The organism is Amantichitinum ursilacus (assembly GCF_001294205.1).
In the GTDB taxonomy this organism is placed as follows: Bacteria; Pseudomonadota; Gammaproteobacteria; order Burkholderiales; family Chitinibacteraceae; genus Amantichitinum; species Amantichitinum ursilacus.
This window is the reverse complement of the sequence record NZ_LAQT01000007.1, coordinates 249,244-273,728: the sequence shown is the minus strand read 5'-3', so window position 1 is coordinate 273,728 and position 24,485 is coordinate 249,244. Positions and strand designations below refer to the sequence as shown.

The 24,485-nt window shown below is 60.3% G+C and carries 20 protein-coding genes; 8 read left to right on the top strand and 12 right to left on the bottom strand.

The window, feature by feature from the left end; translation table 11 throughout:
* Positions 1–23 precede the first annotated feature (23 nt).
* From rodA to WG78_RS09810, 5 genes are all read right to left on the bottom strand, one after another.
* Complete coding sequence (gene rodA / locus WG78_RS09830; RefSeq protein ID WP_053937634.1) at positions 24–1,133, bottom strand: rod shape-determining protein RodA; 1,110 nt, start codon at positions 1,131–1,133, stop codon at positions 24–26.
* Positions 1,126–3,018, bottom strand: a complete 1,893-nt coding sequence (gene mrdA / locus WG78_RS09825) for a penicillin-binding protein 2 (RefSeq protein ID WP_053937633.1) — start codon at positions 3,016–3,018, stop codon at positions 1,126–1,128. The genes rodA and mrdA overlap by 8 nt, the downstream gene beginning before the upstream one ends.
* Complete coding sequence (gene mreD, locus WG78_RS09820; protein ID WP_053937632.1) at positions 3,015–3,521, bottom strand: rod shape-determining protein MreD; 507 nt, start codon at positions 3,519–3,521, stop codon at positions 3,015–3,017. Before mreD ends, mrdA begins: the two co-directional genes overlap by 4 nt.
* Complete coding sequence (gene mreC, locus WG78_RS09815; protein ID WP_053937631.1) at positions 3,521–4,414, bottom strand: rod shape-determining protein MreC; 894 nt, start codon at positions 4,412–4,414, stop codon at positions 3,521–3,523. The genes mreD and mreC overlap by 1 nt, the downstream gene beginning before the upstream one ends.
* A gap of 178 nt (positions 4,415–4,592) precedes the next feature.
* Positions 4,593–5,639 (bottom strand): rod shape-determining protein, encoded by a 1,047-nt coding sequence (locus tag WG78_RS09810; protein WP_053937630.1) that lies wholly within the window; start codon positions 5,637–5,639, stop codon positions 4,593–4,595.
* A 50-nt stretch (positions 5,640–5,689) separates the two neighbouring features.
* On the opposite strand from WG78_RS09810, the gene gatC reads away from it, so the two are divergent.
* The 5 genes from gatC to gatB are packed head-to-tail and all read left to right on the top strand — an operon-like array spanning position 5,690 to position 10,449.
* The gene (gatC, locus tag WG78_RS23375; RefSeq protein WP_373278979.1) at positions 5,690–6,184 is read left to right on the top strand and encodes an Asp-tRNA(Asn)/Glu-tRNA(Gln) amidotransferase subunit GatC; all 495 of its coding nucleotides are present in this window, start codon (positions 5,690–5,692) and stop codon (positions 6,182–6,184) included.
* A complete protein-coding gene (lpcA, locus tag WG78_RS09800) occupies positions 6,181–6,774 on the top strand; it encodes a D-sedoheptulose 7-phosphate isomerase (RefSeq protein ID WP_053937629.1) in 594 nt (197 codons plus the stop codon). Before gatC ends, lpcA begins: the two co-directional genes overlap by 4 nt.
* A 5-nt stretch (positions 6,775–6,779) precedes the next feature.
* Positions 6,780–8,231 (top strand): Asp-tRNA(Asn)/Glu-tRNA(Gln) amidotransferase subunit GatA, encoded by a 1,452-nt coding sequence (gatA, locus tag WG78_RS09795; protein WP_053937693.1) that lies wholly within the window; start codon positions 6,780–6,782, stop codon positions 8,229–8,231.
* 3 nt (positions 8,232–8,234) lie between these two features.
* Positions 8,235–8,987: a GNAT family N-acetyltransferase gene (locus WG78_RS09790; protein ID WP_053937628.1), complete on the top strand. Its 753-nt coding sequence runs from the start codon at positions 8,235–8,237 to the stop codon at positions 8,985–8,987.
* 34 nt (positions 8,988–9,021) lie between these two features.
* Positions 9,022–10,449, top strand: coding sequence for an Asp-tRNA(Asn)/Glu-tRNA(Gln) amidotransferase subunit GatB (gatB, locus tag WG78_RS09785; protein WP_053937627.1), 1,428 nt, complete (start codon positions 9,022–9,024; stop codon positions 10,447–10,449).
* 36 nt (positions 10,450–10,485) lie between these two features.
* On the opposite strand, the gene WG78_RS23245 is transcribed toward gatB, so the two are convergent.
* From WG78_RS23245 to WG78_RS09755, 6 genes are all read right to left on the bottom strand, one after another.
* Positions 10,486–12,825, bottom strand: a complete 2,340-nt coding sequence (locus tag WG78_RS23245; protein ID WP_083458891.1) for a di-heme oxidoredictase family protein — start codon at positions 12,823–12,825, stop codon at positions 10,486–10,488.
* Positions 12,826–13,139: 314 nt separating this feature from the next.
* A complete protein-coding gene (locus tag WG78_RS09775) occupies positions 13,140–13,979 on the bottom strand; it encodes a glycerophosphodiester phosphodiesterase family protein (protein ID WP_201782409.1) in 840 nt (279 codons plus the stop codon).
* 383 nt (positions 13,980–14,362) lie between these two features.
* A complete protein-coding gene (locus WG78_RS09770) occupies positions 14,363–15,637 on the bottom strand; it encodes a dihydroorotase (protein WP_053937624.1) in 1,275 nt (424 codons plus the stop codon).
* The gene (locus WG78_RS09765) at positions 15,634–16,620 is read right to left on the bottom strand and encodes an aspartate carbamoyltransferase catalytic subunit (protein ID WP_053937623.1); all 987 of its coding nucleotides are present in this window, start codon (positions 16,618–16,620) and stop codon (positions 15,634–15,636) included. Before WG78_RS09765 ends, WG78_RS09770 begins: the two co-directional genes overlap by 4 nt.
* A gap of 58 nt (positions 16,621–16,678) precedes the next feature.
* The gene (gene ruvX / locus WG78_RS09760) at positions 16,679–17,110 is read right to left on the bottom strand and encodes a Holliday junction resolvase RuvX (RefSeq protein ID WP_053937622.1); all 432 of its coding nucleotides are present in this window, start codon (positions 17,108–17,110) and stop codon (positions 16,679–16,681) included.
* 90 nt (positions 17,111–17,200) lie between these two features.
* Positions 17,201–17,752, bottom strand: coding sequence for a YqgE/AlgH family protein (locus WG78_RS09755; RefSeq protein ID WP_373278978.1), 552 nt, complete (start codon positions 17,750–17,752; stop codon positions 17,201–17,203).
* Between the two features lie 101 nt (positions 17,753–17,853).
* Between WG78_RS09755 and WG78_RS09750 the strand changes: the two genes are divergently transcribed.
* Together WG78_RS09750 and WG78_RS09745 are read left to right on the top strand one after the other, a co-directional pair.
* Positions 17,854–19,287, top strand: coding sequence for a cryptochrome/photolyase family protein (locus tag WG78_RS09750; RefSeq protein ID WP_053937620.1), 1,434 nt, complete (start codon positions 17,854–17,856; stop codon positions 19,285–19,287).
* Between the two features lie 110 nt (positions 19,288–19,397).
* Entirely contained in the window at positions 19,398–21,869 is a 2,472-nt protein-coding gene (locus tag WG78_RS09745; RefSeq protein WP_083458890.1) for an ATP-binding protein, read from the top strand.
* Positions 21,870–22,126: 257 nt separating this feature from the next.
* Here WG78_RS09745 and WG78_RS09740 read toward each other — a convergent pair whose 3' ends face one another.
* Complete coding sequence (locus WG78_RS09740) at positions 22,127–22,420, bottom strand: hypothetical protein (protein ID WP_053937618.1); 294 nt, start codon at positions 22,418–22,420, stop codon at positions 22,127–22,129.
* 240 nt (positions 22,421–22,660) lie between these two features.
* On the opposite strand from WG78_RS09740, the gene argS reads away from it, so the two are divergent.
* Positions 22,661–24,382: an arginine--tRNA ligase gene (gene argS / locus WG78_RS09735; protein ID WP_053937692.1), complete on the top strand. Its 1,722-nt coding sequence runs from the start codon at positions 22,661–22,663 to the stop codon at positions 24,380–24,382.
* Positions 24,383–24,485 lie beyond the last annotated feature (103 nt).

Sequence of the window (24,485 nt, the reverse complement as noted above, 5' to 3'; positions counted from 1 at the left end):
GCCACGCCTAACCGCCTCTTTAATCAGTTCTTCATCAGTTTGCGATCTTTCTGCACGCTCATCAGAATGCCGAACGCCGCCATCAGGGACACCATCGAGGTGCCGCCATAAGACACCAGCGGCAGCGGCACGCCCACCACCGGCAGAATGCCCGACACCATGCCCATATTGACGAAGGCATAGGTAAAGAAAGTCAGCGTTAATGCGCCTGCCAGCAAGCGGCCAAACAAGGTGGAACCATTGCTGGCGATATGCAAGCCGCGGCCAATCAGCATCAGATATAACAACAGCAAAACAATATTGCCGGCCAGGCCAAATTCTTCGCCAAATACGGCAAAAATAAAGTCAGTGGTGCGTTCCGGAATAAAGTCGAGGTGAGTCTGCGTGCCATTCAGCCAGCCTTTACCAAATGGCCCGCCCGAGCCAATGGCAATGGTGCCCTGAATAATGTGATAGCCCGCGCCCAAAGGGTCCTGCATCGGGTCGAGCATGGTGGCCACGCGTTGGCATTGGTATTCGCGCAAGATATGAATACACAAATTCCAGTGCGTCACCACATAGGCCAGGCCACCGCCGGCCAATACCAATGCGCCAATCAGATACCACGATAATCCGGCAAAAAACATCACATAAAAACCGGAAGACGCAATCAGTAATGCGGTGCCCAGATCGGGCTGTTTCAGAATCAGCCCCATTGGAATAACCAGCAAAATCATCGCCACCAGAAAATGCTTCCAGTTAAGCGTGGCTTCGTAATGATGGAAATACCAGGCCAGCATCATTGGCAAGCCCAGTTTCATTAATTCGGAAGGCTGGATGGTGACGCCGATATTCAGCCAACGCCGCGCGCCATGGCTGACCGAGCCAAATAGCGCCACGCAAATCAATAGCACCACGCCGACCAGATAGATCGGCAGCGCCAGCCGCATCAATACTTGCTGCGGCATATTGGCCATCACCCACAGCACGCACAACGCCACACCCATAAAGGTGAACTTGTCATTGAGCTTGCCCATGTCCTGATTGGAGGCCGAATACAGCACAATCGAAGACAGGATGAATAACAACACCAGAAAAACCAGCAGCCATGGATCAATTGGCCGCACAAAGCGATCCCAGAGCACTTTAATCACTGTCGCTGCTCTCCACCTCAGAAGCCGGTTGGTTCGGCTGTTTGCCGGTCAGGTAATAATCGAGCACCTGCCGCGCAATCGGCGCCGCCGCTGCCGCGCCCCAACCACCGTTTTCTACCAATACCGCCAAGGCAATTTTCGGGTCTTCGGCCGGGGCATAAGCAATAAACCAGGCGTGATCGCGCAAATGCGCTTTGGTACCGCTTTCGCTGTATTTGGCGCCCTTCAGGCTATACACCTGCGCCGTACCGGTTTTGCCCGCCGCCGTATAAGCCGCGCCTGCAAACGCTTTCGCGCCCGTGCCTTCTTTAATTACGCCGGCCATCGCACGTTTGACGATGTCGACGTTGGATTGCTTCCAGTTCATGATTTTTTCGGGCGTCGGCTCAACCACGGTACGCGCGCCGGTTTTGCCATCGACCAGATACGCCACCATATGCGGACGATATTCCCGGCCGTCATTGGCCAGCGTGGCTGTCGCATGCGCCATCTGCAGCGGTGTATAGGCGTTGTAGCCCTGGCCAATACCAATCGAAATGGTCTCGCCCGCAAACCACTTTTGTTGTGCCGGATTACGGAAGCGTTTCTTTTTCCATTCCTGCGACGGCAATACGCCTGGCTGTTCGCCATTGATATCCACGCCGGTGGGTTTGCCGAAATCCATGCTGCCCATAAAGCGCGAAATGGCGTCGATGCCCATTACATTGGCCAGCGAGTAGTAATACACATCGCAAGACACCACGATGGAACGATACATATCCACCATGCCGTGGCCGCCCACCTTGTCGTCATGGAAGGTATGGCCGCCAAAATTGAATACGCCAGTATCGGCAATCGCTTGATTGGGCGACCGGAAATTACCTTCCAGCGCGCCTAATGCCATAAATGGCTTGAAGGTAGAGCCGGGCGGATAAGTGCCGCGCAATGCACGGTTATTCAGCGGTTTATCCGGGCTGGTGTTCAAATCATTCCAGCTTTGCGGATCAATGCCATCCACAAACAGATTGGGATCAAAGCCTGGCTTGGAAACAAAAGCCAATACACCGCCATTTTTTGGATCGATGGCGACCAATGCGCCTTTGCGATCACCAAATGCATTTTCGGCAATCTGCTGCAATTTGATATCGACGGACAGAATCAGATTTTTGCCCGGCTGGGGTGGCGTGCGGCGCAAAGTGCGAATCGCGCGGCCACCCGCATCAATTTCGACCTCTTCAAAGCCGGTGGTGCCGTGCAAATACTGTTCGTAGCTTTCTTCAATGCCCACTTTACCGATATGGTCGGTGCCACGGTAATTGGCCAGTTCGCCTTTATCGTCCAGATCATCCAGATCTTTTTCGTTAATCCGGCCGATATAACCAATCAAATGCGAAGCCACTTCGCCTTGTGGATATTGGCGGAACAAGCGCGCTTTGACTTCAACGCCGGGGAACTGATAACTGTTAGCGGCAAATTTGGCCACTTCTTCATCGGTTAACCGGGTTTTAATCGGCAGCGATTCAAAGTCCTTGGTATCTTCCATCAGCTTTTTAAAGCGACGGCGATCCTTGGGCGTAATCTCGATAATCTTGTTCAGCCGATCAATACAGTCTTCCAGCACCCCCACGCGCGATGGCGTAATTTCCAGCGTATAGGCCGAAAAGTTATGCGCCAGCACCACGCCATTGCGGTCATAGATAATGCCGCGCGGTGGCGCGATGGGCACCAGCGAAATGCGGTTCTGCTCGGCCAGGGTCTGGTACTTGTCGTGCTGCATCACCTGCAGCCAGCTAAAGCGCGTGGCCAACAGGCCAAACAGCACCAGCACCAGCAAAGCGGCTGCGACGATGCGGATCTGAAACGCGTAGCGCTCGGACTGTTGATTTTTAAGCTCGTTGCGACTCATAGCGCTTCAGATTTCGGCTTGCGCTGGTACATCAGCAACAGGTTGGAAAGCGGCGTCCAGATGATGGCGGCCAGTACGCTGCCGGCAAAATAGCCCCAGCCTACAAACGACGCGCCCAGCAGCAGACGGATGATGACCATCAGCGCCTGCGACAGCCACAACATGCCCAGCGTCACCAGCGCCTGCTGCCAGAACGGGAAAACATTCAGCAGCCGTTGGCGCGACAGCGTCAGATACGCGATCACGGCATAGGCAAACGCATGCTGGCCCAGCACGTTGCCGTCGCCCACATCCATCAGCACGCCCAGCATAAAGGCCACGCCCACACCCACGCGGCGCGGCTGGTTGAGCGTCCAGTACACGATAAACAGGGCAACAAAGTCAGGCGTGAAGTTGGCGACTTCGGCTTGCCACGGCAGCAGGTTGATCACCAGCGCGACAATAAAAGTAAAAGTGATAAACGCGCCCCCGACGGGACGCAGCAGCTGGCTGGATACCGGCATTAACGGCCTCGTTTCTTTTTGTCTGGGGTGGGCGTTGGGGTAACAGGGTAGGGCGGCAGCACGCGCGCGGTGTTCAGCACCAGCAAAAAGCGATGCTGGTCCACATCCGCCAGCGGCGCACACACGATGCGGGCAAACGCACTGCTGGCTGAGCGATCAATGCGCAGCACGCGCGCCACCGCCAGACCCGCCGGATAAATACCATCAATGCCCGACGTTACCAGGCGGTCGCCTTCCTTGATGTCGACATTGGGCGCCATATTGCGCACTTCCAACGGTTGATTGCGGCCCATGCCATAGATAACGGTGCGCAGCTGGTTACGTTCCACCATCACCGGCACCATCTGGTCGCGGTCGGTAATCATGCGGACTTCGGAGGTCAGCGGCTGGATGCGGATAATCTGGCCCACCACGCCCACCGTATCGATCACAGCCTGGCCCGGCGCAATACCGGCGCGCTCGCCACGATCGACGATCAGGCGCGCGGTAAAGGGGTCACGGCCGTTGTAGAGGATTTCGACCAGTTGCGAGGGCGAGCCAAACGAGGCCTGGCGCTCGTCCAGTTGGCGCAGGCGCAGGTTTTCGGCTTCCAGCGCCTTCATCTTCATCGCTTGCGCCTGGGCCACCAGTTGCGCGTCGTTAAGGCGACGGTTTTCGGCCAGCAGTTCGGCCTGGCGGCTGAAGAATTGCGTCGTGGTGCGGGCGATCTCGAACGGTTCGGTGGCCAGCCATTGCAGCGGGTACAGCACCACCGAGACTTTCTCGCGTACGCGATCAAGCATCTTGAAATGCGCGTCGCCGACGATCATCGCCAGCGAGATCACTGAAAATATCAAAAGCCGCGTGAGCGGCTTGGGGCCTTGTCTGAAAAAGGCGGGTTGCGTCGCTTGCATGGTTCACCTGTGGCTGTGGCCGCCGCCGCGTGGTAATCCGGTCGACCGGACCGGATGGCGTAGACCAGGTTGCGCCCTGCCTGATTGCACCGCGGCCGCACCACCACAAAGGGCGGAGCGGCCGGGGCAGGGGCACGCATCGGTCTGGCGCTTGCGCGCTCAGGGCCGGAGCCGGCAATCAGTCGTTGGTGAAAATCGCCACGCCGCCCTTGTCCAGCTTCTCGAGCGCTTTGCCGGAACCGCGCACGACGCAGGTCAGCGGGTCTTCGGCCACGATGACGGGCAGGCCGGTTTCTTCCATCAGCAGACGGTCCAGATCGCGCAGCAACGCGCCGCCACCGGTCAGCACCATGCCTTTTTCGGCAATATCGGCGCCCAGTTCCGGCGGGGTTTGTTCCAGCGCTTGTTTGACTGCGGACACGATCTGGTTCAGCGGTTCGGTCAGTGCTTCCAGGATTTCGTTGGAAGAAATGGTAAACGAACGCGGAATGCCTTCGGCCAGGTTGCGGCCTTTGACTTCCATCTCGCGCACTTCAGCGCCCGGAAATGCCGAGCCAATGCGCTTCTTGATTTCTTCGGCGGTGGTTTCACCAATCAACATGCCGTAGTTACGACGGATGTAGTTGATGATCGATTCGTCAAACTTGTCGCCGCCCACGCGTACGCTGCTGGCGTAAACAATACCGCCCAGCGAGATCACGCCCACTTCGGTGGTGCCGCCACCGATATCCACCACCATCGAGCCGGTGGCTTCTTCTACCGGCAGATCGGCGCCAATGGCCGCGGCCATCGGTTCTTCGATCAGCTCAACCTTGCGCGCGCCCGCGCCCAGTGCGGATTCCTTGATGGCGCGGCGTTCCACCTGGGTGGAACCGCAGGGTACGCAAATCACGATACGCGGAGGGCTGCTGAACAAACGGCTGGGGTTCACCTTTTTGATGAACTGCTTGAGCATCTGTTCGGTGATGGTGAAATCGGCAATCACGCCGTCTTTCATCGGGCGGATGGCGGTAATGCTGCCGGGCGTGCGGCCCAGCATTTTTTTGGCTTCGGCGCCGACGGCCAGAATGGTTTTTTTGCCGGAGGGGCCGCCTTCTTGTTGAATGGCGACCACCGAAGGTTCGTCCAGCACAATTCCTTTGCCTTGCATGTAGATCAGGGTGTTGGCAGTGCCAAGGTCGATGGCAATGTCGTTGGCAAAATAGCCGGAGAGAAGACCAAACATCGTGTACTCACAGTCGGATTCGGGTTTCGACAAAACAACACAGGCGTTGCATGAGCCTGTGCCGCGAAATGGATGATGCAAATCCGCAATCTGGTCCTGTAGAAACACCGCAGAAGCCCAGTGGGACTGGCATGGCGTACAAGGCCCGCCGGGCCCGCCGTGGCGGCGGCTGGCATCGGGTGCGGATGCTGGCCACGCTTCGGCGAATCAAGGGCGGTATGATACCCTATCCCGTTGATGTTAATGAAGGCAAAACCATGTCCCTTTCGCTTGATGATGTGAAGCGCATCGCGCGCCTCGCGCGCATCGCCGTCACCGATGAGGAAGTGGCGGCCAGCCAGGCCCAGTTGAACGGGCTGTTCGGCCTCATCGAAGAGATGCAATCCATTGATACCAAAGGTATCGAGCCCATGGCGCACGTCAGCGCCAGCCAGTTGCGCCTGCGTGAAGACGCGGCCACTGCGCCCGACCGTCGCGACGCTTTTCAGGCCGTGGCCCCGGCCGTGCAGGACGGTCTTTATCTGGTGCCCAAGGTGATCGAATGAGCGTGCAACGCGTACAAGCGCATTTTGAAGAAGCAGCCCAGGTGCTGGCCAAAGTACTGGCCGACCATGCGCTGTTAAGTTCCATCGACGCCGCCGCCGATCTGCTGGCCGACGCCTTCCGTTCGGGCCACAAGGCGCTGTCATGTGGCAATGGCGGTTCGCACTGCGACGCCATGCACTTTGCCGAAGAGCTGTCCGGCCGCTACCGCGGCGATCGTCCTGCCTTGCCTGCAATGGCGGTGTCCGACCCGTCGCACATTACCTGCGTGGCCAATGATTACGGCTTCAACGAGATCTTTGCGCGCGCTGTGGCGGCGTTTGGCCAGCCGGGCGATGTGCTGGTGGGCATTACCACCAGCGGCAATTCGGCCAATGTAATCCGTGCGGTGGAAGAGGCACGCAAACGCAATATGCGTGTGATTCTGTTGATGGGCAAAGACGGCGGCAAGCTTAAAGACGCCGCCGATGTCGAGATCATCGTGCCGCATTTCGGCTATGCCGACCGCACGCAAGAAATCCATATCAAGATCATTCATACCCTGATCGACCTGATCGAACGTGGCCTTGGCTACGTCGATGAGAAGGAATGACCGGCATGTTCGAAAAAAGCATCAAGCAATTGTCCGCCGGGTTGGCGGCAGGTGAGTTTTCGGCCGTAGAACTGGCCACCGAATTTCTGCAACGCGCCAAGGCCCTCAATGGCCAGCTCAATGCGTTTATCACGCTCAACGAAGATCTGACACTGGCGCAGGCGCGGGCGGCTGATGCCACGCGTGCCGCAGGTCATGCAGGCGCGCTGACCGGCGTGCCGCTGGCGCATAAAGATATCTTTTGCCAGGAAGGCTGGCGCACCACGTGTGGCTCGAAGATGCTCGAAAACTTTGTGTCGCCGTACTCGGCGCACGTGGTCGAGAACATCGCGCGCGCCGGCATGGTCACGCTGGGCCGGACCAATATGGACGAGTTCGCCATGGGTTCGTCCAACGAGAACAGCTATTTTGGCGCGGTTAAAAACCCGTGGGACGTTAACGCGGTGCCCGGCGGGTCTTCGGGCGGTTCGGCCGCTGCGGTAGCCGCACGGCTGGCTCCGGTGGCAACGGCCACCGATACCGGCGGTTCGATTCGCCAGCCCGCCGCGTTTTGCGGCGTCACCGGCATCAAGCCTACCTATGGCGTGGTTAGCCGCTTTGGCATGATCGCGTATGCCAGCTCGCTGGATCAGGGCGGCCCCATCGGCAAAAGCGCGGAAGACTGTGCGCTGCTGCTGAACGTAATGGCAGGCTTTGATGAGCGCGACGCCACCAGCGTGGAACGCGCTACCGAAGATTACACGCGTGATCTGGCGCAACCGCTGTCCGGCCTGCGCATTGGTCTGCCCAAAGAATATTTTGCGGAAGGCCTCGATGCCGAAGTGGCGCGCGCGATTGACGCCGCCATTGCGGAATACAAAAAGCTGGGTGCGACCATCGTCGAGATTTCGCTGCCCAACACGCGCATGGCCATCCCGTCTTATTACGTGATTGCGCCGGCCGAAGCGTCGAGCAACCTCAGCCGCTTTGATGGCGTGCGCTACGGTCATCGCGCCGCGCAATACGACGGCCTGACCGAGATGTACGAAAAGACGCGCGCGGAAGGTTTCGGTTGGGAAGTCAAACGCCGCATTCTGACGGGCACCTATGTGCTCAGCCACGGTTATTACGACGCGTACTACCTGCAAGCGCAGCGTGTACGCCAGTTGCTGGCCAATGACTTTGCCGCGGGCCTGGCGCAATGCGATGTGATCGCGGCGCCGGTTGCGCCGACAGCGGCGTGGAATATCGGCGAAAAAACCGATGATCCGCTGGCGATGTACCTGGCTGATATCTACACGCTGGGCGTTAACCTGGCGGGCTTGCCGGGCCTGAGCCATCCGATCGGTTTTGCCGGCAACGGCCGTCCGATCGGCATGCAGTTGATCGGCAATTATTTTGCCGAAGCCCGACTGCTGAACGCCGCGCATCAGTACCAGCAAGTCACCGACTGGCACACCCGCGCACCGGTGCTGTAACGCATGATTGGTGAGCCGCAGATCGCACTGCTGGAAAGCCTGGCGCAAAGCGCCTGGCCCGCGCTCAAGACGTTGATGATCGATGGTTGGTGGCTGCGTATGGCCGAGGGCTATACCAAGCGCGCCAACTCGGTGACGCCCTTGAACGACGGCATCATGGACCTGGATCACAAGCTGGGCATTTGCGAGCGCACCTACGCCATGCACGACTTGCCGACCATCTTCAAGGTGACTTCGGCGCACGAAGAACTGGATGCCGAACTGGCACTGCGCGGCTACGAAAAGCTCGATTTATCCAGCGTACAGATGGTGGAGCTGGCCAGTTTTCTGCATTTCTACGATACGGACGTGCGCTTGTATGGCGGCCCGACCGAAGAATGGCTGAATGCGTTCTGCCGCTTTGGCAAAGTCAGCTACAGCAAAAAGCCGCTAATTGAAGACATGTTTGCCAGCATGCCCGGCCCAGCCGCGTTTGCGTTGCTGAAAGAAGGCCGCACAGTGGTGGCGGTGGGGATGGCGGTGGCCATCATGGACCACCTGGTGCTGTTTGATATCTGCACCCACCCCGAGCATCGGCGCAAAGGCTATGCCCGGCGCGTGGTCAGCACCTTGCTGCGCTGGGGCCAGGAAGGCGGCACCGTGCTGGCGCTGTTACAGGTGGTGGCCGACAACGAGCCCGCCATCCAGTTGTACGAAGATTTCGGATTCACCGAGCAATATCGCTATTGGTATCGCCGCAGAAACGTAAAGCTCTAAGCCATCTGCGGCGTTCACAGAAGAGAGACTGACCATGAAATGGGAAGTGGTAATCGGGCTGGAAGTACATACCCAGCTCACGACGAAGTCGAAGATTTTTTCGCCCGCCAGCACCGCGTTTGGCGCAGCGCCCAATACGCAAACGGCCGTGGTGGATATCGCCTTGCCGGGCGCGTTGCCGGTGATGAACAAATCGGTGGTGGACAAAGCCATCCAGTTTGGCCTGGCCATCGGCGCCAATGTGCGTCGCCGCTCGGTCTTTGCGCGCAAAAATTACTTCTACCCCGATCTGCCCAAGGGCTATCAGATCAGCCAGTTTGAGCTGCCGGTGGTGGAGGGCGGCGCCATTACCATCAACGTCGATGGGGTGGAAAAAACCATCAATCTGACGCGCGCGCATCTGGAAGAAGATGCCGGCAAATCGGTGCACGAAGGCATGGTCGGCATGACCGGCATCGACCTGAACCGCGCCGGTACGCCGCTGCTGGAGATTGTGTCCGAGCCCGAAATGCGCTCCGCCGCCGAAGCCGTGGCCTATGCCAAGGCGCTGTATTCGCTGGTGACGTGGATCGGCATTTGCGACGGCAATATGCAGGAAGGCAGCTTCCGTTGCGACGTCAACGTGTCGGTGCGTCCGGAAGGCCAGAAAGAATTTGGTACGCGCCGCGAAATCAAGAACCTGAACAGCTTCCGCTTTATTGAACAAGCGGTGAAATCGGAAGTGCGCTGGCAGATCGAAACAATCGAAGACGGCGGCACCATCCAGCAAGCCACCGTGCTGTTCGATCCGGACACTGGCGAGACCCGCATGATGCGCAGTAAGGAAGACGCGCACGATTACCGCTATTTTCCGGACCCCGATCTGCCACCGCTGGTGATCAGCGAAGAGTGGATCGAGCGCGTGCGCAGCGAACTGCCCGAGCTGCCGGCCGCGATGAAAACGCGCTTCGAGAGCCAGTACAGCATTCCGGCTTATGACGCCGGTACGCTGACCGCCAGCAAGGCATTGGCGGCGTATTTTGAAGCCACCGTTGCCGCAGGCGCCGATGCCAAGCTCAGCGCCAACTGGATTATGGGTGATGTGTCGGCCACGCTGAACCGCGAAGAAAAAGACATCAGCGAGTGCCCGGTTTCCGCCGCCGCGCTGGCGTCGCTGATCAAGCGTGTGCAGGACAACACCATCAACAACAAGACGGCCAAGGACGTGCTGCGCAAGATGTGGGAAACCGGCGATGCCGCCGATACCATCATCGAACGCGACGGCCTGAAGCAGGAAACCGATACCGGCGCGATCGAAGCGATTATCGACGGCGTGCTGGCCGCCAATGCGGGCATGGTTGAGGAATTCCGTGCCGGTAAAGAAAAAGCCTTCAACGCGCTGGTGGGCCAGTGCATGAAGGCCAGCAAGGGCAAAGCCAACCCGGCCGTGGTTAACGAGATCCTCAAGCAAAAGCTGGCCTGAACAAACATAGGGTGGGTCACGACCCACCCTATGTATTTACAGCGAGTTCACAAACTCGATCAGTTGCGCGCGGTCGGCGGCGGGCAGTTTCTTGAAGCGGTCGCGCGCCGCCGTGCCCTGGCCGCCGTGCCACAGAATCGCCTCTTCAATCGTGCGGGCACGCCCATCGTGCAGATAGCGCACATTCGGATCGATCGACGCCTGCAAGCCAATCCCCCACAGCGGCGCGGTGCGCCATTCCTGATTGCTGGCCACGCCTTCGGCATAACTATCCGCCAGCGCCGCGCCCATATCGTGCAGCAACAAATCGGAATACGGCCGGATGGTTTGATTGCGCAGTTCGGCAAAGCGATGGTTAGTGCCGGTGGTTAATGTGGCCGCATGGCACGCGGTACAACGCGCTGCGGCAAACAGATCGGCGCCGCGCGCAACGCGTGCCTGGGTGGCGTTCTCGGCGTTGATCTGCTGTTGCGTCAGCGGCGAATTCAGCTTGGCCTGGTCCACCAGCGTCGTGGCGCTGATGCCCAACGGCGCTTCGCCGGCAAAGTGACGTTGCGCGGGTACCGCCAGCAGGCTGGTATACCGCACCAGCAAATCCAGATCGCTGTCGCTGACTTTGGGCGCGCTGACATCGGCGGCGCGGCAAGCGCTACCGTTATCAGCCAGTCCGCAATAACGCGTCGGCAATATCGAGGTGGTAACGCCCATATCGGCATTCAGTGCCGCCGCCGTCTGTTGCAACACCGTGGCCGAGCTACCGCGCCAGCCAAAGCGGCCGACGCGTTTGGTGGCCGGGTTCAGCGGGTCGGCCACAATCTGCAGCTTGCCCACCGCGCCGTCCGCGTCGCTCTGGCTGGCTTTGGCCAGCGCCACCAGTTCGGTTTCCGGCACTGCTTCCAGCAAGCCCATGCCCGCCAGATGCGGCGCGGCGCGCACCGAGAAACGCGTGGGCAATGGCAGCGGCTGGCCGCTGGTATCGCTCAGCGTGTAATGCGGTTGTTGCAGCGTATATGCGGTGCCATCGGGATAACTGCCGCTGGTCTGCGTGTAGCTGTCGATTTTCAGAATTGCCTGGCGGCCATCAAACGATTTGCCGTTTTCGGTTACCGTGCCCATCGATAGTCGCGGGCCAAAGCGGCTGTCGACGATGTTTTTGCCGTTGCCGTCCACCGAACCCGTCATCACCACCATATTGCTGAGCGGCGTATTCAATGCGGGCGAGCTTTTGCCGTTGGCGGTATGGCAGGCAATGCACGAAGACTGCTGGAACATCGGCCCGGCTTTGCCCGCCTGCGCGGTGAAATCCGGATTGCCGGTTTCGCTGTGTTTGCCGGTCAAAAACGAGGTATGGAACAAGCGTCGCCCCTCAATCCACGGCTGTACATTGATGCCCGCGATATTGGTGCCCGCTTGCTGCAAGCTCATGTCGGGCTGGCCCGAGGTGTCTTCTTGCAGCGTCATGCTGCCCCCGCTCAGCGCTGTGGCCGGCAGCACCTGGGTGTCCCACGGGATGGCGCCGGTGCTGGGCCCGCGATACCACGGCTGTACGCCTTGCGTGCCCACCTTGTACACCAGCACGTCGGAGTAATAGTTAAAGCGGCCCATGATCTGGTCATTACCGGACAAGAAAATGCCCAGCTCGAACTCCACCAGGTCGCCGGGTTTCAGCGCACGGCCTTTGACGGCATTGCGGTCAATCTGCTTGACCAGCACAAACTCGCCCGGCTTGGGCGGCACGTTCAGGTCTTGATTGATGTTGTTGCCAGTCGGGTCTTGTCCCAGCGCGTTGTAGTTGGCGATCGGCGTTTTGCTGATCACGCCACCGGGCAGCAGCTTCATGCCGCCGTTATCGGCGTACAGGGCGACGGCGGTCGGGCCGGGATCATCGCCATCGCGCCGGCCGATATAGCCTTCGCGGAAATTGGTGCCATACAGCCACCATTGCGGCTGCATCACGATGGTCAGCACCCGGCTGGTCGGATCAGTGGGCGAGACGTTTTCGTAAATAGTCAGTTGATGCGTGCGGCGCTCAAAGTAATGCGCGGCAAACAGGCCATACAGATCGCCACTGCCGGGCGGATCGCTTTGTTCACGCGCATGGCGGTCGCGCGTGCGGCCCCCGATCTGCGTCACCAGCGTGCCATCGGCCAGCGTGTATTGCGTGGCCGGTTGCTGTTCATCAAATGACAGCGGGGTAAAGCTGTCGCCGCTGGCGGTGGGCGAGGGCACAGGCGTGGCCGTCGGTGTCGGTGTGGGCGCTGCGGTCGGATTGACCTGCGCGCTGGAATCGCCCCCGCCGCCACCGCCGCCACAGGCCGCCAATGCCAATGCAGAAAGTATGAGCAGCCCAGTTAATCGTTTTGCTTTTGTTGTCATAGCCCCGTCCGGTGTCTGTTTCAGCCGCTGCGTGATGGTCGCGCGGCCGTATTGATCTGATCGGTAAAACAAATCCGGGGCGAGAATTGCACCGCTGCGCCAGGCGGCACAAGCGCGTTTGATACAGAGCGGTACTGAAGGCAGAAAAGCGCAGACAGACGTCGCAAAAAGGCACAAAAAAAGCGTTTGAAACGGGCTGACCTTTTTGCGCCTGTGTGCCGCAAAACGTCAGTATTGGCGCGGGTTTGCGCGCTGTTACGCCAACGGGCAACAGCGCGCAATACGCCGAAATAATCAGCGCAAAAGCCGTCGGGTTAGCGGCAGGCCAAAGGCAGTTTCAAGCTGTCGCGCAGGGGGCGCAAGGTGGCGGGAGAATCGACCAGCACGGCATCCATGCCCAGGCACGTGGCGGCCTTCAGATCATCGACATTGTTAACCGCAATTGCGGTCAGATAGACCTTGCCCTGCTGGCGGAAGCACTGCACGGCGGCGGGCGTCCACAAGCGCGCATTAACGCTGCTGCGGCCCTCGCCCAGCGTAAAGGTCTCTACCAGATCGACCTTGCGGGAGATTTCAAACGCGGCGCGCGTGCCCACCACCGGCGCGTTGCATTGCGCGGCCAGGTCCACCTGCGCCAGCCGCAACCGCGTGGCATCGCGGCTCTCATACAATTGCGCCTGCCGATAGGGCGCGAATGCCTGTTGATAGGCGGCTTCGGTGGAATACAAGGTCACGCGCTGCCATGCGCGTGCGCCATCGAGTACATGCGCCACCGCGGCTGCTTGCGGTGCGGCCGGTAGGGCTTTCATATCGAGCACCACCGGTATCGCTGGCGGGATGGCATTAAGGGCATCAATCAGGGTGGGAATGGGCAAGCTGCGTTCGCGCCATGGATAGCTGAAGCCGCCCGCCCCATCTGCCTGCTTGAATTGCCAACCGGCGTTCAGTTGCTGCAGTTCGGCCAGCGTGTGGTCAGCGACTTTGCCCTGGCCGTTGGTTAAGGCGCTCAGATCAGCCGGGCGATACAACACCGGCACGCCATCGCGGCTGAGTTGCACGGTCAGCCAGAGGGCTTCTGCGCCATTGGATAAAGCGGTGGCGATAGCGGGCAAGGTGTTTTCCGGTGCGTCGCCGGTACCGCCACGATGGGCCATCAAGGTGGGCCAATGCCGGGCTGGCGTGGGCCGCGAAATATCTTCAGAAACCCCGACGCAGCCACCGAGCGCGAGCGTCGTTACACAAAGCAGAAGCAGATTGGTCTGGCAGCGCATATTCGTGTCCCCCACAAAAGTCGGGCCTTAGCTTAGGCGGGGTGGCGAAGGGGGAGAAATGGCAATATGCCGTCGCACCAGCGGGCGGTGTTTACAAGAAAACCGGGTGGTGGATTTCGTATTCATAGGGCGGGACTTGGCGTCCCCGTCTCGACCCACCACCCAAAGCCAATAAGAAGAATGAGCACGCTGCCAGGTTCTTCTCATCGGCTTGAACGGTGGGACTAGACGGGAACACCAGGTCCCACCCCATGCATCGCGGCATCTCAAGCGGTATAGACGACCTTGCCTTTAACCAGCGTGTATTTAACCTTGCCGCGCACTTCGCGCCCGTTAAACGGCGTGTTCTTGCCTTGGCTCTTCAGCGCGGCGGGGGTCACCATCCAGTAGTCGTCCAGATCTACCAGCGCCAGGTCGGCGCGGCAGCCGGGGCGCAGGCTGGCTTCAAAGCCCAGCATGGCAGCCGGGGCGGTGGTGATGCGCGCCAGCGCCAGATGCAGCGGCACCTTGTGCGCATCGGCCCAGCTTAAAGTCAGCGGCAACAACAGTTCCAGACCGGTCGCGCCCGCTTCGGCTTCGGCAAACGGCACCAGCTTGGCATCGTCGTCCACCGGCGTGTGGTCAGAGCAGATGGCATCGATGGTGCCATCCAGCAGCGCGGTGTGAATGGCCTCGCGGTCACGCACGCTACGCAGCGGCGGATCAAAGCGGAACAGGCTGTCGAAATAGCCAATATCGATATCAGCCAGATGCAGATGGTTGATCGAGATATCGCACGTCAGCGGCAAGCCGTCGCTCTTGGCCTGGCGCACCAGCGCCAGCCCGGCCGCGCTGGACACCAGGCGCAGATGCACGCGCGCGCCCGTCACCCGCATCAGCTCGGTAATGGTATTGATGGCCACGGTTTCGGCAATCACCGGAATACCGGTCAGGCCCAGGCGCGAGGCATATTCGCCATCGTGCGCTACGCCATCGCCCGCCAGCGTGGGTTCTTGCGCGCGCAGGCGCAGTTCGATATCGAATGTGGCCGCGTATTGCATGGCGCGGTACAGCACTTGCAGATTCACGATCGGGTGATTTGCCTGGCTAAACGCCACGCAACCAGCGTCGCGCAATTCGGCCAGCTCGGTCAGGTCTTCGCCGTTTAAACCTTTGGTTAGCGCGCCCACCGGATACACGCGCGCCAGGTCCAGATTGCGTGCGCGCTGGCGCAGCATGGTTACCAGCCCCGGTTCGTCCAGCGGCGGATCAGTGTCGGGCGGGCACACCACGCTGGTCACGCCCCCGGCGACTGCGGCGGCCATCTCGGACGCCAGCGTGGCTTTATATTCAAAGCCGGGCTCGCGCAGGCGCGCCGACAAATCAACCAGCCCAGGCATCACCAGCAAACCGGTGGCGTCGATTTCGCGCTCGGCCACAAAGCCCGCTGGCGCTTCATTAATGGCGACGATATTGCCGTCGGCCAGGTAGAGATCGCCGGTCTGGTCCAGCCCATGCGCCGGGCAGAGCAGCCGGCCGTTGCGGATTACGGTAGGTTTCATGCGGCATAACCTTTGTTGTGCGCCACGGCGCGGGCCTGGTTTTCGGCCACCAGCGCCATCACCGCCATGCGCACGGCAATGCCGAACGTCACTTGCGGCAGAATCACGGCCTGGTGGCCATCGGCCACGGCCGAATCAATTTCGACGCCACGGTTCATCGGCCCCGGATGCATCACGATGGCGTCGGGTCTGGCCAGCGCCAGTTTGTCGGCGGTCAGGCCGTAGTATTTAAAGAATTCTTGCGTGGACGGCAGATACGCGCCGCTCATGCGTTCGTTTTGCAGGCGCAACATCGCCACCACATCCACGTCTTTCAGGCCGGCGGCCATATCGTGATAAACGTGCACGCCCAATTGTTCAACGCCCACCGGCAACAGCGTTTTGGGTGCGATGACGCGGATTTCGGGGCAGCCCAGCGTGCTGAGCGCATGAATCTGCGAACGCGCCACGCGTGAATGCAGAATATCGCCGACGATGGCCACGCGCAGGCCGGTAAAGTCGCCCTTGAAGTGGCGGATGGTATACATGTCCAGCAGCGCTTGCGTCGGGTGGGCATGACGGCCGTCACCGGCGTTGACGACGGCAATGCCCGGTTTGACGTGCTGCGAAATCAGATGTGCCGCGCCCGATTGCGCATGCCGCACCACAAACAAATCCGCGCCCATCGCTTCCAGATTGTGGATGGTGTCGAGCAGCGTTTCACCCTTGGCGGTGGACGACGCGTTGATATTGAGGTTGATCACGTCGGCGCTGAGGCGCTTGGCGGCAATCTCAAACGTGGTGCGGGTGCGGGTTGAATTTTCAAAAAACAGGTTGAACACCGATTTGCCGGGCAGCACCGGAAATTTCTTGTGGCCCTGTTCCATCTCGGTCACGTATTCGGCGGCGCGGTCCAGAATCTGTTCCAGCACCGCGCGCGGCAAGCCTTCGGTGCTCAACAGATGGATTAGCGCCTTGTTGGCATCCAGTTGCGGATTTTTCATTACGGGTTTCCAGCGGAGTATTACAAATCGGGGAGGGGCGCGGCCGGGCAGGGCTGGCTCAGTCGGGCGGCGCGGCCATGATGGCGCCGTCAAACCAGCCTTGCAGAATCTGCATGGCGGCCACCTGGTCCAGCGCGGTTTTCTGCTTGCGCCCGCGCACGCCGGTTTCATCCAGCGCATTGCTGGCGGCGGCCGAGCTGAGGCGCTCATCCACATAATCGACGGGCAGATTAAAGCGGCCGTACAAACGCTGGCCAAACTTGCGCGCCAGCTTGCTCATCGCGGTGGGCTCGCCGTCCAGCGACAGCGGCATGCCCACCACCAGCTGTTGCGGTTGCCACTCGGCGATCAATGCGGTGATGCGGGCAAAGCGGGTGTCGTTATCCACTGCGGCAATGGTGCAAACCGGGTGCGGGATGCCCAGCTCGGTGCTGCCCACGGCCACGCCGATGCGCGCCTCGCCAAAATCAAACGCCAGCAAAGTACTCATGCGGCACCTGCCACGCTGCAACAACAGGGCGGATACAAACACCCCCCTGACCAGCAGGGGGGCAATGTGGCGGTATGACACAGATGTGGCTCAGGCATGGCCCGCTTCTTTCGACAACATGGCCATATCAATGCCCATCAGCGCCAAGGCGGCTTCGTAACGGCCTTCGGGCGGCAGGCTAAAGATGATATCCGGGTCGGCATCGACCGAAATCCACGCATTTTGCGCGATTTCGTTTTCCAGCTGGCCCGCTTCCCATCCGGCGTAGCCCAGCGTGACAAACAAATGCTCGGGGCCAGCGCCTTCGCCCACAGCCAGCAGGATGTCTTTGGAGGTGGTCAGGCCGATTTCTTCGCTGACGGCCAGCGTGGATTGCCATTCACCCAGCGGCTGGTGCAGCACAAAGCCGCGGTCGGTTTGCACCGGGCCGCCAAAATGCACTGGCAAATCAATCACATCCGGTCGGTGCAACTCAACGTCGATCTGCTCGAACAACGCCGACAGCGCCATGCCCAGCGGGCGGTTAACAATCACACCCATGGCGCCGCGTTCGTTGTGATCGCAGATATAAGCCAGGGTGCGTTCGAAGATCGGGTCTACCAGATTCGGCATTGCGATCAGAAATTGTCGCGTCAGATTCATATCCATGGGTCCAATTATTGCACAAGCACTGCGGTGCGCGGTTAACTCAACCGGGGCGTTCCCTTCGTATACTGAACGTCCTTCGATGACCCAGATTCACAATGGCTAATACTTCAGTAAAGCAGAAAGCGTTGTTCTGGTTTCGGCGTGACCTGCGCGTGCACGACAACGCCGGGCTGTATCACGCGCTCAAATCCGGCGCCGATGTGCTGCCGGTGTTTGTTTTCGACCGCGATATTCTCGACGGTTTGCCACAGTCCGACCGGCGGGTGGCGTTTATTCATGCCAGTGTGCACGCCTTGCAGGCCGAACTGCGCGCGGCGGGCGGCGACCTGATCACAGTACACGATCATGCTGCCGCTGCCATCGTCAGGCTGGCGCGCCAACATGACGTTTGTGCGGTTTATACCAACCACGATTACGAACCGGCCGCCCAGGCGCGCGACGCTACGGTTCGACACACTCTGCAACAAGCTGGCGTCGAATTGCTGACGTTCAAGGATCAGGTGATCTTTGAGCGCGACGAAGTGCTGACGCAGGCGGGCGGCATGTTCAGTGTGTTTACGCCCTACAAGCGCGCGTGGATGCAGAAGCTGGATGCCTTCCATCTGAAAGCCTATCCGGTTAAAAAATATCTGGCCGCGCTGGCGCCGTTGCCGCCACAAACCATTCCCACACTGCAACATATGGGATTTGCCGCCGATGCGCTGGCGGGGCTGCGGATTACGCCAGGCATCGACGGCGGCGAGCAGTTGTTTGAAGATTTCAAGAACCGCATCAATCGCTATCACGAAACGCGTGATTTTCCAGCCGTCAAAGGCCCGTCCTATCTATCGGTGCATTTACGTTTTGGCACGGTGTCGATCCGCGAACTGGCCGCCTATGCGCAGCATCGAGGCGGCGAGGGCGCCAGTACCTGGCTGGGCGAACTGATCTGGCGCGACTTTTACGCGCAAATCCTGTGGCACCGGCCCGAAGTAGCGCAGCAAGCGTTCAAGCCCGAATACGTGCATTTGCCGTTTCCCAACCCGCAGGATTTGTTTGAGGCCTGGTGCGAAGGCCGCACCGGTTATCCATTGGTGGATGCCGCCATGCGCCAGCTTAACCAGACCGGCTATATGCATAACCGCCTGCGCATGGTGACAGCCAGCTTTCTGGTCAAAGACCTGTTGGTGGACTGGCGCTGGGGTGAGCGCTACTTTGCCGACAAGCTGATCGACTTTGATCTGGCGTCCAACAACGGCGGCTGGCAATGGGCGGCCAGCACGGGGTGTGATGCGCAACCGTACTTTCGCATTTTCAACCCGGTCACCCAGTCAGAAAAATTCGATGCTGAGGGCAAATTCATCCTGCGTTACTGCCCCGAGCTGACAGGTTTAAGCGGCAAAGCGTTGCATGCGCCGTGGCTGGCCAAGCCCGGCGTGCTGGCCAGCGCCGGTATCCGACTGGGTCACGACTATCCGGAACCCGTGGTAGACCACGGCGTGCAACGCGATCTGGCCCTCGCGCTCTTCAAAAAGGCCAGGCCCGGTTGACAGCGGTATGGCGCGACCGCGTTTATGCACCTATCTTTTATAGGTTGCGCAATCGTGTAGATATTCCGTAAGCCGCCAGCCCCATAAACGCGAAACCGCAGGACTGACTGATGCCGGTGTTGCCTCGCCCCCGCCTGACACTGACACGCCGCGCGCTCACCCGCATGGGGCAGCGTGTGGCCGTGGTTATCGTGTTGGTGACGCTGGGCAGCTATTGGCATCTGTATAACAGCCTGGAACACATGCTGATCAGCGGGCTGGGCAATTACGCCGAGGCGCGCGCCAATCACGAATCGCAAGATTTTTTGTTGGCGCAAACGCAGACCCGCATGATGGCCGACGAATATCTGCGCCGGCTCAAAGCCATGGGCCAGACAGACCCGAAAGCCGAATTCGACGCCCGTTTTGCCGCCTCACCCGACGGCCTGATCCGGGTACGACCCGAAATCAGCGACTTTAAACACAAGGCCACGCTGTATATCCGGAACGATGTGCCGATCACGCCGGATTTACGTCGTCGCGTTCTGACCGGCTTTCAGTTGCTCAGCGAATGGGGCCCGCTGACCACCAACCGGTTTCTCGACAGCTTTATGAACATGCCCGAGCAGTTGTCGATCAATTACGCGCCGTTTGTGGACTGGAGCCTGAGCGCCACGCCCAGAACCGACATCTTTCAGTATGAAACCGTGTGGCGGTCCGCGCCCAAGGCCAATCCGTCGCGCAAGTCGTTCTGGACCTCGGTGTATTTTGACGAGGGCGCGCGCAAATGGATGATTTCGCATGTCTCGCTGGCGGATCTGGATGGCCGCTGGGTGGGTAGCCTCGGCCAGGATATCGCCATCGACGATCTGGTGCGGCGCACGCAAAACCAGCATCTGCCCGGCACGTGGAATCTGATTGTGCGCAGCGACGGCCAGTTGATTGCGCACCCGACGCTGGCCAAAGAAATCGCCAAGGCAGGTGGCAATCTGGATGTGCGCCAGTTGCATGACAAAACGCTGGAGAACATCGTCCACGCCGCGCTTGGCGTTCCCAATGGCAATGGCGCTGCCACCACGCCGCGCGGTGATTATCTGGTGGCGGTATCCACCATCGCCGGGCCGCAATGGAAACTGGTGGTGGTGTATCCGGGCAGCTTGCTGGCGCGGATTGCGCGCGGCAACGCCAGCTATGTATTGCTGCTGGGTGCGGGTTCGCTGGTGCTCGAACTGTTGATTATGTGGCTGGTGCTCCAGCGCCACGTGGCGGAGCCGCTGCAGGAAATGGTGATTGCCTCCGAACGCATTCGCGATGGCGACTATGCCGTCGACCTGAAAAGCGCGCGGCTGGACGACGAGCTGGGTGAACTGGCGCGCAGCATCGCCGGCATGGCCGAACGTGTGGGTGAGCGCGATCGCCAGTTGCAGCACGCCGCCAAGCAACTGGCGCGCGAAGCCGATATGGCAGGTCAGACCGCCGCGCGGCTGGCGGCGCTGTCGCAAATCCTGCCAGACCCTGTGTTTTTGATTGATCAGGAAGGCACGGTGCGCGAGGCATTTGGCAAAACCTCGGCCCTGTTTGAGGGCGCGCCGGCAGGGCAAAGCATCTTTGCCACCTTGCCCGACGACTATCACGAGCTGGCGCGCAACGCCTTGCAAGACGCATTAATGCGTGGCGCGCCGCACCGGCTGGTGTACCCGGTATCCACGCCGCCGCCGTCACGCTGGTTTGAGGCGCGCCTGATGCCGCTGCCCAGCTCGTCGTCGTATCACTGGAGCGTGCTGTGGCTGGTGCGCGATATCACCGAGCTGAAGCAGGCGGCCGAAGAAACCCGACTGGCGCGCGACCATCTGCAAGACATCGTCGCGGCGCAAACGGCCGATTTGCGCGCGGCGCGGGACAAAGCCGATGCCGCCAATCGCGCCAAGACCCAGTTCGTCTCGAATATCTCGCACGAATTACGCACGCCGATGCACGCCATCCTCAGCTTTGCCCGCATTGGCATCGAAAAAGCCGCGCAGGCCGAGCCCGACAAACTACGCCGCTATTTTGAAAACATCGCCAAATCGGGCGAGCGCATGCTGGCGACGGTGAATGACCTGCTGGATATCGCCAAGCTGGAAGCGGGCAAGATGGATTATCACTTTGTGGATAGCCAGCTTTGCCACATCGTCAACACCGTGGTGGAAGAACTGGAACCGTTGGCGGCGCGGCGGCATGTGGCAATGACCGTGCGCGGCTGCGACAGTGACACCGTGCATTGCGACAGCTTTCGCATTGCGCAGGTGATCCGCAATCTGCTATCCAATTCGCTCAAGTTCAGCCCGTCGCCCGGCGAAATCCGCGTGCTGATGCAGAGCGATGGCGCAATGCTGCATGTGGGCGTGTGCAATGACGGCCCGGCCATTCCCGATGACGAACTGGCGCGCATTTTCGAGAGCTTTGTGCAAGGCACCGCGACGTCGCCTGCGGGCGGGTCAGGGCTGGGGCTGGCGATCTGCCGCGAAATCATCACCGCGCACGGCGGCGTCATCCACGCCAGCAATCTGGACACGGGCGGCGTGTGCTTTAACTTCACCCTGCCGATCAACAGAGCGATGTAGAAACGGGCCTGGTTTGCAAAACCAGCCCGCGCCGTCGCGAGATGTTTGTAGGGTGCGTTACCCCAAAGGGGCAACGCACATTCGGGGCCAAAGCCCCGGCCCCATGCGGGGCCATCCGGCGTCCAGGGCAGACGCAAAATGTGCGTTGCCCCCTGCAGGGGTAACGCACCCTACGTTCGATGCGCGTCCATAAAAAACACCGCCGCTATCTCTAGCTGACGGTGTTTTTATAACGGGCCGATCAGGCGTGCGGATTATTAACCGCCGCTGCCGCCCGTGCCGCCCGGTGCGGTGGTGCCGCCGGTGGCATCGCCACCGGTGCCGCGGTCGGTTTTGGTGCCGCCCTTATCCTTGCCCTGGCTGTGATTGCTCGCCTTTTTCTTGGTGGCGTCAGTCGTGGCCTTCGGTTGGGTGGAATCGTCCGGCTTGACGTGTTTGGTCATATTGTCGGTGTTGGTGTCCGGCACGGGCGTGGTGCTGTCCGCCGCCATGGCCAGGGAACCGCCAGCGCTCAGCGCTGCGGCCAGAAGCAGGGTTACGATGGGTTTCATCAGAGTCTCTCCGTTGTTGGTTTAATGGTGTGATCCCATCTTCGGCCGTGCCCGTGTTCATCAACATCAGTCAGCCACGGCAACGCGCGTCAGCCAAACGCGCCCGGGCCTATTGCCGCTTGCGACGGACAATGCCCGCAGACAATGCAAGACGACGCTTACCCAGCCCGCAGGCTTTGCCCGGCGCTTTGCATTACAATGGCCCCCTTCGCGAAACTGTTTTTCTCTGGCTATCCGCACATGACACTGCTGCAACTGCTTACCCAACGCGCCGCCGCCGCCTTTGCCAAAGCCGGTGCGCCCGATGCCGCCCCGCTGGTGCAGGCCGCATCCAAGGCTGAATTTGGCGATTATCAAATCAACGGCGTGATGGGCGCGGCCAAAGCGCTCAAAACCAATCCGCGTGAATTGGCTACGCGTGTGCTGGCCGATCTGGAACTGGATGGCATCGCCAGCAAGCTCGAAATCGCCGGCCCCGGCTTTATCAATGTCACGCTCAGTGATGAATTTCTGGCCAGCCGCGTGCTGCAGCAACAAGACGACGTGCGTCTGGGCGCAGGCACGCCGCACGCCGAGACCGTGGTCATCGATATCTCGTCGCCCAACCTGGCCAAAGAAATGCACGTGGGCCATTTGCGCTCCACCATCATTGGCGATGCACTGGCGCGCGTATTTGAATTTATTGGGCACAACGTCATCCGCCAGAACCACGTCGGCGACTGGGGCACGCAGTTCGGTATGCTGACGGCCTATCTGTTTGAGCAAGAATCCACACAACCGGCCGAGCTGGCGCTGCACGATCTGGAAGAGTTCTATCGCGCCGCCAAAGCGCGCTTTGACGCCGACGCCGCCTTTGCCGATACCGCACGCGATTACGTGGTGCGCTTGCAAGCTGGCGACACGCGCGTGCTGGCGCTGTGGGAACGCTTTCGCGAAATCTCGCTGGCGCATTGCCACGCCGTGTATGCCCAACTGGGCGTCAAGCTGACGCCCGATGATGTGATGGGCGAATCGGCCTATAACGACGATCTGCCTAAAGTGGTGGCCGACCTCAAAGCCAAGGGGCTGCTGGTGGAAAGCCAGGGCGCGCAGGTGGTGTTCCTCGAAGAATTCCGCAACAAAGAAGGCGAGCCCGCAGCCTATATCGTGCAAAAGCAAGACGGTGGCTATCTGTACAGCACCACCGATCTGGCCTGCGCGCGTTATCGCGACCACACGCTGCATGCCGATCGCGTGCTGTATGTGGTGGATGCGCGCCAGGGTCTGCACTTCCAGCAGGTGTTTGCCGTCTCGCGCAAGGCCGGTTTTGTGCGGCCAGAACTGGTGCTGGAACACGTGGCCTTTGGCACGATGATGGGCAAGGACAACAAGCCGTTCAAAACGCGGACCGGTGGCACCGTCAAACTGGTGGAATTGCTCGACGAAGCCGAAGTGCGCGCGTTTGATCTGGTGACCAGCAAGAACCCCGATATGCCGGAAGCCACGCGCCGCGAGATCGCCAAGGCCGTGGGCATCGGCGCGGTTAAATACGCCGATCTGGCCAAGCATCGCACCAGCGACTATGTGTTTGACTGGGACAGCATGCTGAGCTTTGAAGGCAACACCGCGCCGTATCTGCAATATGCCTATACGCGTGTCGCCAGCATCTTCCGTCAGGCTGGCGCCGTGGATGAACACGCGCCGCTGGTGCTGGTGGAACCCGCCGAACACGCGCTGGCGCTGGCGCTGGCGCAACTGCCCGATCTGCTGCAACAAGTGGCGGCGGAAACTGCGCCGCATTTCTTGTGCGCCTATCTGTATGGCCTGGCGCAGAAGTTCTCGCGCTTCTACGATGCCTGCCCGGTGCTGAAGGCCGACGACGCGGCCACGCGCGCCAGCCGTCTGCGTCTGTGCGCGGCCACGGCCAATACGCTGAAGACCGGCTTGAGTCTGCTGGGCATCGCGGTACTCGAAGAAATGTAAGTCATGCCGGGGCGCGCCGCCGATGCGACGGCGCGCCCCGCGTCGCCCCCACGCACGGGCTTCCTTGCTACAATCGCGGATTCCAAATACCAGATTGCAGCGC

Coding starts and splice junctions, on each gene's coding strand:
- WG78_RS23245 (WP_083458891.1), bottom strand. CDS start 12,825: ATGACAACAAAAGCAAAACGATTAACTGGGCTGCTCATACTTTCTGCA.
- gatA (WP_053937693.1), top strand. CDS start 6,780: ATGTTCGAAAAAAGCATCAAGCAATTGTCCGCCGGGTTGGCGGCAGGT.
- WG78_RS09810 (WP_053937630.1), bottom strand. CDS start 5,639: ATGTTTGGTCTTCTCTCCGGCTATTTTGCCAACGACATTGCCATCGAC.
- WG78_RS09775 (WP_201782409.1), bottom strand. CDS start 13,979: ATGGCCCATCGTGGCGGTACCGGCGACGCACCGGAAAACACCTTGCCC.
- WG78_RS09770 (WP_053937624.1), bottom strand. CDS start 15,637: ATGAAACCTACCGTAATCCGCAACGGCCGGCTGCTCTGCCCGGCGCAT.
- argS (WP_053937692.1), top strand. CDS start 22,661: ATGACACTGCTGCAACTGCTTACCCAACGCGCCGCCGCCGCCTTTGCC.
- gatC (WP_373278979.1), top strand. CDS start 5,690: ATGAGCCTGTGCCGCGAAATGGATGATGCAAATCCGCAATCTGGTCCT.
- WG78_RS09790 (WP_053937628.1), top strand. CDS start 8,235: ATGATTGGTGAGCCGCAGATCGCACTGCTGGAAAGCCTGGCGCAAAGC.
- lpcA (WP_053937629.1), top strand. CDS start 6,181: ATGAGCGTGCAACGCGTACAAGCGCATTTTGAAGAAGCAGCCCAGGTG.
- mrdA (WP_053937633.1), bottom strand. CDS start 3,018: ATGAGTCGCAACGAGCTTAAAAATCAACAGTCCGAGCGCTACGCGTTT.
- WG78_RS09755 (WP_373278978.1), bottom strand. CDS start 17,752: ATGAATCTGACGCGACAATTTCTGATCGCAATGCCGAATCTGGTAGAC.
- gatB (WP_053937627.1), top strand. CDS start 9,022: ATGAAATGGGAAGTGGTAATCGGGCTGGAAGTACATACCCAGCTCACG.
- mreD (WP_053937632.1), bottom strand. CDS start 3,521: ATGCCGGTATCCAGCCAGCTGCTGCGTCCCGTCGGGGGCGCGTTTATC.
- WG78_RS09745 (WP_083458890.1), top strand. CDS start 19,398: ATGCCGGTGTTGCCTCGCCCCCGCCTGACACTGACACGCCGCGCGCTC.
- WG78_RS09750 (WP_053937620.1), top strand. CDS start 17,854: ATGGCTAATACTTCAGTAAAGCAGAAAGCGTTGTTCTGGTTTCGGCGT.
- ruvX (WP_053937622.1), bottom strand. CDS start 17,110: ATGAGTACTTTGCTGGCGTTTGATTTTGGCGAGGCGCGCATCGGCGTG.
- WG78_RS09765 (WP_053937623.1), bottom strand. CDS start 16,620: ATGAAAAATCCGCAACTGGATGCCAACAAGGCGCTAATCCATCTGTTG.
- WG78_RS09740 (WP_053937618.1), bottom strand. CDS start 22,420: ATGAAACCCATCGTAACCCTGCTTCTGGCCGCAGCGCTGAGCGCTGGC.
- mreC (WP_053937631.1), bottom strand. CDS start 4,414: ATGCAAGCGACGCAACCCGCCTTTTTCAGACAAGGCCCCAAGCCGCTC.